The 13,610-nt window shown below is 75.2% G+C and carries 7 protein-coding genes and 1 pseudogene; 3 read left to right on the top strand and 5 right to left on the bottom strand.

Annotated features, from left to right (window positions below):
• Window positions 1-186: pseudogene (locus PKC53_RS17300) on the top strand (class II fumarate hydratase); the annotation flags it as partial.
• A gap of 577 nt (window positions 187-763) precedes the next feature.
• Here PKC53_RS17300 and PKC53_RS17305 read toward each other — a convergent pair.
• The 3 genes from PKC53_RS17305 to ligA all read right to left on the bottom strand — a co-directional run bounded on the left by PKC53_RS17305 (window position 764) and on the right by ligA (window position 5,602).
• Window positions 764-1,714 carry a hypothetical protein gene (locus tag PKC53_RS17305; RefSeq protein WP_324430883.1) on the bottom strand — a complete coding sequence of 317 codons (951 nt, stop codon included), beginning with the start codon at window positions 1,712-1,714 and terminating at the stop codon, window positions 764-766.
• Window positions 1,698-2,921 (bottom strand): hypothetical protein, encoded by a 1,224-nt coding sequence (locus PKC53_RS17310; RefSeq protein WP_324430885.1) that lies wholly within the window; start codon window positions 2,919-2,921, stop codon window positions 1,698-1,700. Before PKC53_RS17310 ends, PKC53_RS17305 begins: the two co-directional genes overlap by 17 nt.
• A 629-nt stretch (window positions 2,922-3,550) precedes the next feature.
• Window positions 3,551-5,602: an NAD-dependent DNA ligase LigA gene (ligA, locus tag PKC53_RS17315; RefSeq protein WP_324430887.1), complete on the bottom strand. Its 2,052-nt coding sequence runs from the start codon at window positions 5,600-5,602 to the stop codon at window positions 3,551-3,553.
• Between the two features lie 143 nt (window positions 5,603-5,745).
• On the opposite strand from ligA, the gene PKC53_RS17320 reads away from it, so the two are divergent.
• Both PKC53_RS17320 and PKC53_RS17325 read left to right on the top strand, forming a co-directional pair.
• Window positions 5,746-7,431 carry an AMP-binding protein gene (locus PKC53_RS17320; RefSeq protein ID WP_324430889.1) on the top strand — a complete coding sequence of 562 codons (1,686 nt, stop codon included), beginning with the start codon at window positions 5,746-5,748 and terminating at the stop codon, window positions 7,429-7,431.
• Window positions 7,428-9,182 (top strand): thiamine pyrophosphate-binding protein, encoded by a 1,755-nt coding sequence (locus tag PKC53_RS17325; protein WP_324430891.1) that lies wholly within the window; start codon window positions 7,428-7,430, stop codon window positions 9,180-9,182. Before PKC53_RS17320 ends, PKC53_RS17325 begins: the two co-directional genes overlap by 4 nt.
• Window positions 9,183-9,312: 130 nt before the next feature.
• Here PKC53_RS17325 and PKC53_RS17330 read toward each other — a convergent pair whose 3' ends face one another.
• Together PKC53_RS17330 and smc are read right to left on the bottom strand one after the other, a co-directional pair.
• Window positions 9,313-10,371, bottom strand: a complete 1,059-nt coding sequence (locus tag PKC53_RS17330) for a cell division protein FtsZ (protein WP_324430893.1) — start codon at window positions 10,369-10,371, stop codon at window positions 9,313-9,315.
• A gap of 19 nt (window positions 10,372-10,390) precedes the next feature.
• On the bottom strand, window positions 10,391-13,610 hold a 3,220-nt coding region (gene smc, locus PKC53_RS17335; RefSeq protein ID WP_324430895.1), incomplete at its 5' end, for a chromosome segregation protein SMC.

A 13,610-nucleotide genomic window follows, 5' to 3' on the forward strand; every position in this document is an offset into this window, starting at 1 on the left:
CGCTCGCTGATGCTGGTCACCGCGCTGGCGCCGCACATCGGCTACGACCGCGCCGCCGAGATCGCCAAGGCGGCGCACCGCGACGGGTCGAGCCTGCGCGACGCGGCGATCGCGTCGGGCCTCGTCGGCGCCGAACAGTTCGACGCCTGGGTGCAGGTCGACGCCATGCTCGGACCACGGCCCTGAAGCGCCGGCCGGCCGCGCGGCGGCGCGAGGCGGTCGAAGCGCTCGACGCACCAGTCGTCGCCCCAGAGCACCATGCGCGTGTCGAGGTCGTCGAACGCGTCGGGCGGCGCATCGGCGCCGAGGTAGCGCAGGCTGCGCCGGCTGCAGCGCACGAAGCCTAGGTGGTGGCGGCGGCCGATCGAGCGCCACAGCGCGTGCGCGGCCGGCGACTGCCGCGCGCCGCTGACCAGGCACACGCCGCCGTCGAGCATCCAGCCGTAGACGTGGCTCGCCAGCCCGCGCCGCTGGTACGCCGGCGCGAACTTCGAGTGCGGCGACAGCACCGCGCCGCGGCTTCGACGGTCGATCCCGTCGAGCCGCCGGAACACCGTGTACCCGGCCAGCCGCCGCTGCGCGAGGTCCTCGACGTAGACGAACACGCTGCCGTCGGTGCAGCGGAATCGCGCGGCGAAACCCGGCAGGCGCGCCGTGTGGCGCACCGGCTGCAACTGCGTGGCCTGGTCGCGCAGCCGATGCTGCAGCGCCGCGAGTTCGTCGTCGATCTGCGCGGCGGTGTAGTGCACGTCGATGCGCATGGCTACAACCCGACGCGGCGCAGTGACGCGACGCCGCCGGCCTGCGCTTCGTTCGCCGCCGCGGGCGCGGCCTTGCCCGCGCCAGCGTCGGCGCCGCCGAGCCACGCGCCGCTGCACAACCCGGCCGGCGGCGCCGCGGCGCGCACGAAACCGCTGGTGGGCCAGTCGGCACGGCGCACGTCGAGCCCGGCGTAGACGCCGTAGCCGGCGCCGGCGCGGATCTGCCCGCCGGCCTGCAGGCTCTCGCCGGCGCGCACCGCGCCGTCGGCGGCGATGTCGCCGCGCGCCGCGATGCCCCAGCCGGCCTCCAGGTGGAGTCCGGCGCGGACGTCGCCGCCGCAGGCGATGCCGTCGCCGGCGCGCACACTGTCGCCGCCCTCGATCGACGCCCCGACCCGCAGCCCCTTGCCGACGACGAGGCGCTCGGCGCAGTGCAGGTCGCCCGCCACCGAGGCGCTGCCGTCGACCGTGACGCGCCCTTCGCAGCGCAGGTCGCGCCCGATGCGCGCGTCGCCGCGGCACTCGATCGCGCCGCCGACGTCGACGCTCGAGGCCACGCGCAAGTCGCCGCCGCACGCCACCCGCTGCCCTGCTCGCAGCCCGCCGCCGCAGCGCAGGTCGTCGGCGGCGATCACCGAGCCGCCGGCGACCACGCCGCCGCCGGCCGAGATCGACCGCCCCGCGCGCAGCACCGAGCCCACCTCGACGTGGCCGCGCGCCTCGATCGTCCCGGCGAACACCACCGCCTCGGCGTCGAGGTGGTCGACGACCAGCCGCTCGTGCGTCGACCCGAACTGGTCGAGCAGCCAGCAGGCGTCGTCGACGCGACCCGCGGCGACCAGCGCGTCGAGCAGTTGCTGGTAGCTCGCCCCCTGCATCCCGTGGCGCAGGTACCAGCGCCACCCGGGCGCGCACGGGCGCTTGGCCCGGATGAAGTCAACGGTGAGGTCCATCGCGCGACTCCGCAAGCTGCCGCGGTGCGGCGGGGGGGACGTCGGCGGCCCGCCGGCGCGCGGGCGGCGTCGACGGGGCGTCGCCGTGCCCGTCGAGCACGGCGTCGATGCGCAGGCGTCCCGGCGGCCAGCCGGGCACCGAGACCACCGCCGACGGCGCGAGCAGCGCCGAACGCAGCGCGCGCCCGACGGCCGAGAACGGCGACACCGAGCGCTCGGCCGCAGCGTCGCGCGGGTCGGCCAGCACCACGGTGCGACTGCGCCCCGAGTGCAGGTCGGTCACCTGCAGCGCGCGGCGCGGTGCGCCGGCGTCGCGATGGCGCCGCCGCTGCGCCGGCGCGCACGCCGCGTCGGTAGCCGACGGGCCGGTCGACGACACGCCGTGCCGATCGACCGCCGCATGCGGCAGCACCAGCAGGTCGCAGCGCAGCGCCGCGCGCAGCCTGGCGACCGGGTCGATGCCGAGCAGCCCGGCCAGCGCGGGCACGCGCGCACGGCGCACTACCACCAGGTCCGCCTGCGAGGCCTCGGCCTGCGCGACGAGCGCGGCAACGAGCCCCTCGGCGAGGCGCACGTGCACCTGCGCCACCGGCAGGCGCGCCCGGTCGCGCAGCCAGCGCTCGACGTGGCGGCGCACCCGCTCGGCGAGGGCGCCGCTGCGCGTGTCGCGCGCCGTCGCCCCGACCCCGCGCCCGGCCAGCGCGCGCACCGCGTCGGCGTCGAGCACGTGCAACGCGTGCAACTCGGCGCGGGCGGCCACGTCGCCGACCGTCGCCCAGGCGTCGGCGTCGCGCGGCGCGTCGTCGACCGACAGCAGCGCACGCCGGTGGCCGACGCCGGGCGTCCTGACCAGCAGCACCGCACCGGGGCCGGCGCGCAGCAGCGTGCCCACGGCGCGCCACGTCGCCTTGTCGCCGTCGGCCGCGTCGTCGACGACGACCAGGTCGATACGCTGCGCGACGTGCACTGCCTGTCGCGGCGTCAGCGACACCGCGTCGACATGGTCGAGCCCGAAGCGGCGCTGCAGCCGCGCCGGCAGGCGCGGATCACCCAGCGGCACGCCGCCTGCCGCGACGCGCTGGCGGATCGAGGCGACGCCGAGCACGGTCAGCCGGCCGCCGGCGCGCGACGCGATGTGCGCGGCCTTGCGCAGGGCGTCGCTGTCGGGCCGGTCGACGAGCGCTGCGACGGTGTCGAAGTTGGACATCCCCATCTCCCCGTGGCCGGCACCGGCGCAGCCGGGCTGCACCGTCGACGGCGGCTGGTCGATGCCCGTGGCCGCCGCACGCTGGTGCGTGGGTCGCGGCCGTCGGGATCGACCGGATGCGAACGTGCAGGGGGGCGGACGTCCCGCGAGGCGGGAGGCGCGATCAGCGCCCGGCGTGCCGGGCCCGACTCGCGCCGAGGCGTGTCAACGATGAGCTCTTCGAAGGCCGCCGCACCACTGCGATCGAGGCGACGCCGTGACAGCCCGGGCGGCCGCGCGGCGACGCGTCACTGGGGGTGTGCCCGGCGACCTGTGCTGTGTGGAGAAGCGGGGGTCGCCGGGCTCAGGGATGTGCGGCCAGCCCTTGCCGCCGCGCGGGGCGTGTGCAAGGCTGTCGCTCGAGCGCACGGCCCGACGCGACCGCGGGCGTGGCCGCGGTGACGTTGCAGGGCAAGGCGGGCTGGGCGAGCATGGACGAGATTGTAGGCCGCCATCCCCGACCTTGCGCCGCGTGCCGGCATTCGCGCGGGTCGCCCGGCGCCGGCCAAGGCGTCGTCGTGCGCGTGCCGGATGCCTGCCCAGGACGCGCGGGCCGCGGGCCGGCCACCGTCGTGATGTTCGAGCGACGATCAGTCGCCGGCCAGCAGCGCGCGCAGTGCGTCCTCGTCGATCACCGCGACGCCCAGCTCGCGCGCCTTGTCGAGCTTGCTGCCGGCCTCGGCCCCGGCGACGACGAGGTGCGTCTTCTTCGACACCGACGCCGAGACCTTGCCCCCGGCGGCCTCGATCAGCGCCTTGGCCTCGTCGCGCGACAGCGTGGGCAGCGTGCCGGTGAGCACCAGCGTCTTGCCGGCCAGCGGCAACGCGTCGGCCGGCGGCGCGCCGTCGTGTTCGTCCCAGCGCACGCCGGCGGCGCGCAGCTGCTCGACGACCTCGCGGTGGTGCGGCTGGTCGAAGAAGGTGCGGATGCTCTGCGCGACCACCGGCCCGACGTCGCGCACCTGCAGCAGCTCGTCGACCGACGCGTCCATGATGCGGTCGATCGAGCCGAAGTGGCGCGCCAGGTCCTTCGCGGTCGCCTCGCCGACGTGGCGGATGCCCAGCGCGTAGAGGAAGCGCGCCAGCGTCGTGTGCTTGCTGCGTTCGAGCGCGGCGACCAGGTTGGCGGCGCTCCTGTCGGCCATGCGCTCGAGCGCGGCGAGCTGGGCCACGCCGAGCTTGTACAGCTCGGGCAGCGTGCGGATCAGCCCGCCGTCGACCAGCTGGTCGACGAGCCTGTCGCCCAGCCCCTCGATGTCCATCGCGCGGCGGCTGGCGAAGTGCAGCAGCGCCTGCTTGCGCTGCGCGGCGCAGTACAGCCCGCCGCTGCAGCGCCAGTCGACCTCGCCCGGCTCGCGCACGATCTGGCTGCCGCACACCGGGCAGCGCCCGCGCAGCAGCGCGTGCATGTCGAACGGCGGCCCGGCGTCGAGCGGGCGACGGTCGGGCACGACACCGACCACCTCCGGGATCACGTCGCCGGCGCGGCGCACGATCACCGTGTCGCCGACGCGAACGTCCTTGCGCCGTGCCTCGTCCTCGTTGTGCAGCGTCGCGTTGCTCACCGTCGTGCCGCCGACGAACACCGGCTCGAGCTTGGCCACCGGCGTGAGCTTGCCGGTGCGCCCGACCTGCACCTCGATGCCGCGCAGCACCGTCATCTGTTCCTGCGCCGGGTACTTGTGCGCCACCGCCCAGCGCGGCTCGCGCGTGACGAAGCCCAGCGCGCGCTGCTGGTCGAGCCGGTTGACCTTGTAGACGACGCCGTCGATGTCGAACGGCAGCACGTCGCGCAGCGCCGCGACCTCGCGGTGGAACGCCACCAGCCCGTCGGCGCCGCGCACCACCGCGCGGTGCGGCTCGACCGGCACGCCCATCGCCGCCAGCGCGTCCAGCGTGGCGCCGTGCGTGGCCGGTGTGCCCCAGCCGCGCACCTCGCCGAGGCCGTAGGCGAAGAAGCTCAGCGGCCGCTCGCGCGCCACGGCCGGGTCGAGCTGGCGCACCGCACCGGCGGCGGCGTTGCGCGGATTCACGAAGGTCTTGCCGCCGCGCTGGCGCTGGCGTGCGTTCAGCGCCTCGAAGTCGTCGCGGCGCATGTAGACCTCGCCGCGCACCTCGAGCACCGGCGCCGCGACGCCGGCCAGCCGCAGCGGGATCGCGCCGATCGTGCGCACGTTGCGGGTCACGTCCTCGCCGGTCTCGCCGTCGCCGCGCGTGGCCGCCTGCACCAGCACGCCGCCTTCGTAGCGCAGGTTGATCGCCAGCCCGTCGAACTTCAGCTCGCAGGCGTACTCGACCGCCGCGTCGCCGTCGGCCAGGCCCAGCTCGCGCCGCACGCGGGCGTCGAACGCGCGCGCGCCGCCCGCGGTGGTGTCGGTCTCGGTGCGGATGCTGAGCATCGGCACCGCGTGGCGCACCGGCGTGAAGCCCTCGAGCGCCGCGCCGCCGACGCGCTGCGTCGGGCTGTCGGGCGTGCGCAGCCGCGGGTGTTCGGCCTCGATCGCCTGCAGCTCGCGGAACAGCCGGTCGTACTCGGCGTCGGGGATCTCCGGCGCGTCGAGCACGTAGTAGCGGTGGTCGTGGTGCTGGATCAGCGCGCGCAACTCGGCGGCGCGCTGCGCGGGGTCGGCGGCGGCTGACATCGCCGGCGATTGTCGGCCAAGGCCGACGCCTGCGGCGGGCCCTGGGGTTGCCCGGGTGGCGGCCCCTGCGGCGCGCGCGTACGCTCGCGCCCGCCGCCCGGCCGGCGCCCATTCCCCCGGAGACCGTCTTGAACACCGACACGATGCCCCGACCGATCCTCGAGCATGTCTACGACCACGAGGCCCGCACCCCCGAGCGCGTGTACCTGACGCAGCCGGTGGGCGGCGGGCGTGTCGTCGACTACACCTGGGCGCAGGCGCTCGACCAGGCGCGGCGCATGGCGGCGCACCTGCAGTCGATGGGGCTGCCGCGCGGCGCGAAGGTGGCGATGCTGTCGAAGAACTGCGCGCACTTCGTGATCACCGAACTGGCGATCTGGATCGGCGGCTACACGACGGTGGCGATCTTCCCCACCGAGAAGGCCGAGACGATCCGCTACGTGCTCGAGCACAGCGAGGCCAGCGCGCTGTTCGTCGGCAAGCTCGACACCTGGGACGACCAGCGCGCCGGCGTGCCGGCGTCGCTGCCGTGCATCGCGCTGCCGCTGGCGCCGGCGTCGGCGCTGGCCTCCGGGATGCCGAAGTGGGACGACCTGATCGCGCGCACCGCGCCGCTGGCCGGGCGCATCCAGCGCGACCCCGACGACCTGGCGATGCTGCTGTACACCTCCGGCTCGACCGGCACGCCCAAGGGCGTGATGTCGAGCTTCCGCGCGTTCTCGGCCGCGGCCGAGGGCTTCGCCAGGTTCTCGCGCGAGCGCACCGGGCCCGACGTCGACGGGCGGCTGCTGTCGTACCTGCCGCTGGCGCACAGCTTCGAGCGCTCGTGCGTCGAGGGCGCATCGCTGGTCGACGGGCGCACGCAGGTGTTCTTCGCCGAGTCGCTCGACACCTTCCTCGCCGACCTGCAGCGTGCACGCCCTACGCTGTTCATCTCGGTGCCGCGGCTGTGGCTGAAATTCCAGCAGGGCGTGTTCGCGAAGATGCCGGCGCACAAGCTCGAGCGGCTGCTGAAGATCCCCCTCCTCGGGCGCGTCGTCGCGAAGAAGGTGCTCAAGGGGCTCGGGCTCGACTCGGCGCTGGCGGCGTTCAGCGGCTCGGCGCCGCTGCCACCCGACCTGATCCGCTGGTACGAGCGGCTGGGCCTGAAGGTGCTCGAGGGCTACGGCATGAGCGAGGACAACTCGTTCTCACACGCGTCGACCGAGACGCAGCACGAGCCCGGCTACGTCGGCGTCGCGATGCCCGGTGTGCTGGTGCGCATCGCCGCCGACGGCGAGGTCCTGATCAAGTCGCCGGCGCAGTTCAGCGGCTACTACAAGCAGCCCGAGCTGAGCGCCACCTCGTTCACCGAAGACGGGTTCTTCCGCACCGGCGACCTCGGCGAGCGCCGCGCCGACGGGCTGCTGAAGATCACCGGCCGCGCGAAGGAGTTGTTCAAGACCGCCAAGGGCAAGTACGTCGCGCCGGCGCCGATCGAGAACCTGATCAACGCGAACCCGATGATCGAGCTGTCGATGGTCTCGGGCGTCGGCCACCCGGCCGCGTACGCGCTGGTCGTGCTCGCCGAGGACCTGCGGCCGAAGGTGTCGGATCCCGCGGTGCGCGCCGAGGTGCAGCGCGAGCTCGAGGCGCTGCTCGTGCGTGTCAACGCGCAGCTGTCGGACTACGAGAAGCTGCAGATGATCGTCGTCGCCAGGGAGCCGTGGACGATCGAGAACGGCTGCCTGACGCCGACGATGAAGATCAAGCGCGCCGGCATCGAGAAGGCGATCGCCGCGCAGGTCGAGCGCTGGTACGCCGACGGCCACCGCGTGGTGTGGGCGTGACCGCCGGCGCGGTCGGCATCCGCCACGGCGGCGACCGCGTCGCGCAGGCGCTGGTCGCGCACGGCGTGACGCACCTGTACACGCTGTGCGGCGGCCACATCTCGCCGATCCTCGCCGGTGCGAAGGCGCGCGGCGTGCGCGTCGTCGACGTGCGCGACGAGGCCACCGCGGTGTTCGCCGCCGACGCCGCGGCGCGGCTGTCGGGCCGCCCCGGCGTGGCCGCGGTGACCGCCGGCCCCGGCATCACCAACACCATCACCGCGCTGAAGAACGCGCAGCTCGCGCAGTCGCCGCTGGTGCTGATCGGCGGCGCGGCGCCGACGGCGCTGCAGGGCCGCGGCGCGCTGCAGGACATCGACCAGCGCCCGCTCGTCGAGCCGCACGTCAAGCGCTTCCTGAAACTGCGGCGCGTGCGCGACCTGGCACCGGCGGTGGCCGAAGCCTTCGCGCTGGCGCGCACCGGCGTGCCCGGGCCGGTGTTCATCGAGTGCCCGGTCGACCTGCTGTACGACGAGGCGTCGATCCGCCAGTGGTACGCCGACGCCGCCGGCAAGGGCACGGGGCTGGCCGACCGCGCGCTGCGCTGGTACCTGAACCGCCACGCCGCACGCGTGTTCGCCGGCAGCGACACCGCGCCGACGCCGACGCCGCGCCCGGTCGACCCGCCGCGCCCCGATGCGCCGGCCCTGCGACACGCGCTCGCCGCGCTGCAGCGTGCCGAGCGGCCGCTGATGGTGCTCGGCAGCCAGGCGGTGGTCGAGGCCGCAGAGGTCGACGCACTGGTGCGCGCGGTCGATGCACTGGGCGTGCCGGTGTACCTGTCGGGCATGGCACGCGGGCTGCTCGGGCGCAGTCACCCGCTGCAGATGCGGCACGCGCGCCGCCTCGCGCTGCGCGAGGCCGACTGCGTGCTGCTGGCCGGCGTGCCGTGCGACTTCCGCCTCGACTACGGCCGTCACGTGCGACGCAGCGCGACGCTGCTCGCTGCCAACCGCAGCGCGAGGGACGCGCGGCTGAACCGCCGGCCCGACGTCGCGCTGATCGGCGACGCCGGCCACGCGATCCGCGAGCTCGCCGCCAAGCGCGGCGCGGCGGGCGCCTCCTGGGCCGCGTGGATCGACACGCTGCGTGCGCGCGACACGGCACGCGAGGCCGACATCGACCGCGACGCCGGCGTGCACGGCGAGCACGTCAACCCGCTGGCGCTGTTGCGGGCCCTCGACGCCGAAGCCGCCGACGACGCGGTGTTCGTCGCCGACGGCGGCGACTTCGTCGCCACCGCCAGCTACGTGCTGCGCCCGCGCGGCCCGCTGGCGTGGCTGGACCCCGGCGCCTTCGGCACGCTCGGCGTGGGCGCCGGCTTCGCGCTCGGCGCGGCCGCAGCGCGCCCCGGGCGCGAGGTGTGGATCGTGTTCGGCGACGGTGCCTGTGGCTGGAGCCTGGCCGAGTTCGACAGCTTCGTGCGCCAGGGGCTGCCGGTGATCGCCGTGGTCGGCAACGACGCCGGCTGGACGCAGATCGCGCGCGAGCAGGTCAAGATGCTCGGCGACGACGTCGGCACCGTGCTCGGGCGCACCGCGTACCACGACGTGGCCGCCGGTTTCGGGGCCGCCGGCATCGAGGTGCGCCGCGACGACGAGGTGCCGGCGGCGCTGCAGCGCGCGCGCCGCATCGCCCGCGAGGGACGGCCGGTGCTGGTCAACGTGTGGCTCGACAAGACCGCGTTCCGCGAGGGCTCGCTGTCGATGTGACGACGCGCAAGGCGGCGCCCGGGCCGGGGCGTGCGCCAGCATGGTCGGCACCCGGATCCGGCGCGATCCGACGGCCCTCTGCACGCCGGCGTCGCCGGCGAACGACGCGGACCAGCCCCGGGCGGGGCGCTCAGCTGAACAGCCGCCTGGCCGCCGGCGTGCCGGCGGCGAGGTCGCGCTGCTCGAGCGCGCGGTACAGCCGGCGCAGTTCCTCGTCGATGGTGGCGAAGGCGTGCAGCGAGATCGGCGCGCCGGCCTCGTCGACCAGCGACGCGTCGAGCTCTTCGGCGAGTTCGCGACCGACACGCTGCCAAGCGGCAAAGGGCTCGGCCGCCTCGTCGGTCTGCGGCACGTCGAGGCTGAGCGTCGCCTCGCGCAGCGCCGACTGGTTCGGGTCGTCGGCCAGCGCCGCCTGCGCGTCGAACGCCAGCACCAGCACCGGCGGCGCGCCGTCGCCCGCGCCCGGCAGCACCAGCCGTCCCGGCACCGCGCCGGGCACGAAGCCGTGGCGCGCGGCGCACTGCTGCAGGTAGCCGACCGACCAGGCCACCGAGTTCGCGCGCAGCTGCATCACCAGCTGCGCGTCGTGCGCCGACGCGAAGGCGTCGAGCTCGCGCGCCCGCGCGACGACGTCGAGCATGTCGGGGAAGTCGGGCGCCGCGCCGACGCCGTCGGCGAAGTCCTGCACCTTCTGCACGAACTCCGAGTACTCGATCTCGTTGAGCGCGCCGTGCCGGTTGGCCAGCTGCACGCCGGCCTGAAACTCGCGGTAGCGCCGCCCGGGCTGCGGGTGCTCCCACTCGCCGCCGTCGGCGTTCAGCGCTTCGATCAGGAACGGCTTGGTGCCGGCACGACGCGTCGGCGGCAGGTGCGACAGCACCGCGTCGCCGGTCACCGGCGCGTCGACGGCCAGCGTCGCGATCGCGTCGACCAGCGCGTCCAGCCGCGCCGCGCGGCGCTGCAGCACCGGGCGCGGCTCGACGCCCAGCATCGGCTCGACGCGCTCGCCGCCGTCGCCGGCCTCGCCGCCCAGCGACGGCTCCACGCGCCCCGCATCGACCGGCGGCACGTCGACGCGCGGTGCGTCGGCGCGGCGCGGCGCCGACCCACGCGCCGTCCACCACGCGTGCAGCGCCAGCACCGCGACCACCGCCAGCGCCGCGATCGCCAGGGCCGCGGTCAGCGTCATCGCCGCGCTCCGCGCCGCCTCACGCCGCCTCGGCCATGCCGACCGCCTCGTCCATGTCGACGGCGACGATGCGCGACACGCCCTGTTCGGGCATCGTCACGCCGACCAGCTGCTGCGCCATCTCCATCGCGATCTTGTTGTGGCTGATGAACAGGAACTGCGTGCCGGCGCTCATCTCGGTGACCAGCTTGCAGTAACGCTCGGTGTTGGCGTCGTCCAGCGGCGCGTCGACCTCGTCGAGCAGGCAGAACGGCGCCGGATTGAGCTGGAAGATCGCGAACACCAGCGCGATCGCGGTCAGCGCCTTCTCGCCACCGCTGAGCAGGTGGATCGTGCTGTTCTTCTTGCCCGGCGGCTGCGCCATCACTTGCACGCCGGCGTCGAGGATCTCGTCGCCGGTCATCACCAGCTTCGCGTTGCCGCCGCCGAACAGCGTCGGGAACATGCGCCCGAAGTGCGCGTTGACCTCGTCGAAGGTGGTCTTCAGCAGCTCGCGCGTCTCGAGGTCGATCTTGCGGATCGCGTCCTCGAGCGTGCGGATCGCCTCGGTCAGGTCGGCGTTCTGCGCGTCGAGGAAGGCCTTGCGCTCGCGCGCCGTGGTCAGCTCCTCGAGCGCGGCGAGGTTCACTGCGCCGAGCGCGGCGACCTCGCGCTGGATGCGGTCGATCTCGCCCTGCAGACCGGCGAGCCTGACGCCGCCGGCGTCGATGCCGCGCGCCAGCGCGTCGAGGTCGACGCCCGCCGCCTGCAGCTGCTCCAGGTACTGCGCGCCGCCGAGGGCGGCGGCCTGCTCGTCGAGCTGCAGCTTCGTGATGCGCTCGCGCATCGGCTCGAGGCTACGTTCGGCGGCCAGCCGCTGCTCGTCGCCGGCGCGCAGCCGCGCGGACAGGTCGTCGTAGCGGCTGCGCACCGCGCCCAGCGCCTGCTCGCGCTCGAGCTTGAGCGCCAGCGCGGTCTGCAGCCCGGCCTGCGCCGCGGCGTCGTCGAGCGTGGCCAGCTCGGCGCGCAGCTGCTCGGCCGAGCGCGCGTTGGCCTCGACCTGCGCCTGCGCGTCGTCGATCGCGCGCTGCAGCTCGTCGCGCCGCGCGGCCAGCGTGCGCGCGTCGAACTGCGCGGCCTGCGTGTCGCGCTCGAGCCGGCGCTGCTGCTCGCGCGCGCCGGCCAATGCACGCTCGGCGGCCAGCACCGCCTCGTCGAGCTCGGCGTGGCGCTCCTGCGTCGTCGCGAGCTGCATGTCGAGCTCCTCGAAGCGCGCCTCGCCGGTCGCGCGCCGCTCTTCGAGGGCCTCGAGCTGGGCGTCGACCTCGCCGAGCTCGTCGTCGAGCTGGCCGCGGCGCTGGCTCGCCGCGTCGGCCTGCTGCGCCAGCCGCAGCAGCTCGACTTGCAGCTGGTGCGCGCTCGTCTGCGCCTGCGAAGCCTCGCGCCGCGCCTGCGCCAGCCGCGCCGCGGCGTCGCTGTAGACGGCCTCGAGGCGCACCAGCGCGCTCCTCGCTTCGTCGGCGATCAGCGCCTGCGCGCGCCGCGCGGCGTCGAGGTTCTCGATCTCCTGCGCACGCGCGAGCATGCCCGCCTGCTCGGTGTCGGGCGCGTAGAACGCCACCGCGAACGGCGACACCGCGTGACCCTCGGGCGTCATGATCACCTCGCCGTGCGTCAGCTTGGGCCGCTGCGCGAGCGCCTCGTCGAGGTTGTCGGCGGTGTACACGCCCTCGAGCCAGTCCTCGAGCAGCGCCTGCAGCCCGGCGTCGCCCAGGCGCAGCCGCGCCGCCAGCCGCGGCAGCGTGCGGTGCGGGTCGGGGTGCGCCGCCGCCTGCGGCGTGTAGAACGCGAGCCGCGCCGGCGGCGGGTCGGCGGCGAACGCGCGCACCGTCTCGATGCGACCGACCTCGAGCGCGTGGAGCCGCTCGCGCAGCGCCGACTCGAGCGCGCTCTCCCAGCCGGTGTCGATGTGCACGCGGGTCCACAGCCCGGCGAGACCGTCGAGGCCGTGCCGCCCCAGCCAGGGCTCGAGCTTGCCGCCGGTGCGCACCTTCTCCTGCAGCGCGCGCAGCGCGTCGAGACGCGCCGACAGCTCTGACAGCCTGGCGGCCTCGCGCTGTGCCGCCTCCTGCTGCGCGCGGCGCTGCGCGTCGATCGCCGGCAGCGCCTCGCCGAGCTCGTGCATCCGCGCGTCGGCCTCGGCCTGCAACGCGTCCGCCGCGGCGCTGCGCTCGCGCAGTTCGCCCAGGCGCGCCGCGTCGGGCGCGGCGAGCTGCTGGCGTTCCCCCGACAGCCGGTCGCGCCGCGTGCGCAGCTGACGGCTCTGCTCGTCGACGCTGCGGCTCTCGGCCGACAGCACCTGCAGCTGCTGCTGCACCTGCGCCACCAGCGCGCGCTGCTCGTTGCTGCGCGACTGCGCGGCGCGCAGCGCGTCCTCGGCGTCGGGCAGCTGCTGCGCCTGCTCCTCGGCCTGCGCCGCGAGCAGCGCGGCACGTTCGTCGGCCTCGGCGATGCGCTGCGCGACCCGGGCGACTTCGTCGGCGGCCTGCGCCGCACGCTGCTGCCAGGCCGCGTCCTGCGCCGCGAGCTCGCTCAGGCGCTGCTCGGTGCGCTGGCGGCTGTCGACGACGTAGCGGATGCGCTCCTCGAGCCGGCTGACCTCGAGCTGCGCCTGCGCGTGCTCGCCTTGTGCGGCGTGCAGCGCGTCGCCGGCGGCGTAGTGCTGCTGGCGCAACGCCTCGAGCTCGGCCTCAAGGCGGCGCAGCTCGGCGAGCTTCTCCTCGAGCGCGGTGCCTGCCTCGGCCACCGCGCGCCGCACGCGCTGCTGCTCGGCGGCGGCGTCGCGGTGCTTCAGGAACCACAGCTGGTGCAGCTTCAGCGTGCCCTGCGTCTGCAGGTCGTGGTACTTGGCGGCGACCTCGGCCTGGCCCTCGAGCTTGTCGAGCTGGGCGTTGAGCTCGCGCAGGATGTCCTCGACGCGCGTCAGGTTCTCGCGCGTGTCCTTCAGCCGGTTCTCGGTCTCGCGGCGGCGTTCCTTGTACTTCGACACGCCCGCGGCCTCCTCGAGGAACATGCGCAGCTCCTCGGGGCGGCTCTCGATGATGCGGCTGATCGTGCCCTGGCCGATGATCGCGTAGGCGCGCGGGCCCAGGCCCGTGCCCAGGAACACGTCCTGCACGTCGCGCCGGCGCACCGGCTGGTTGTTGATGTAGTAGCTGCTGGTGCCGTCGCGCGTGAGCACGCGCTTGACGGCGATCTCG

This window comes from Azohydromonas sp., from assembly GCF_035325925.1.
In the GTDB taxonomy this organism is placed as follows: domain Bacteria; phylum Pseudomonadota; class Gammaproteobacteria; order Burkholderiales; family Burkholderiaceae_C; genus Calidifontimicrobium.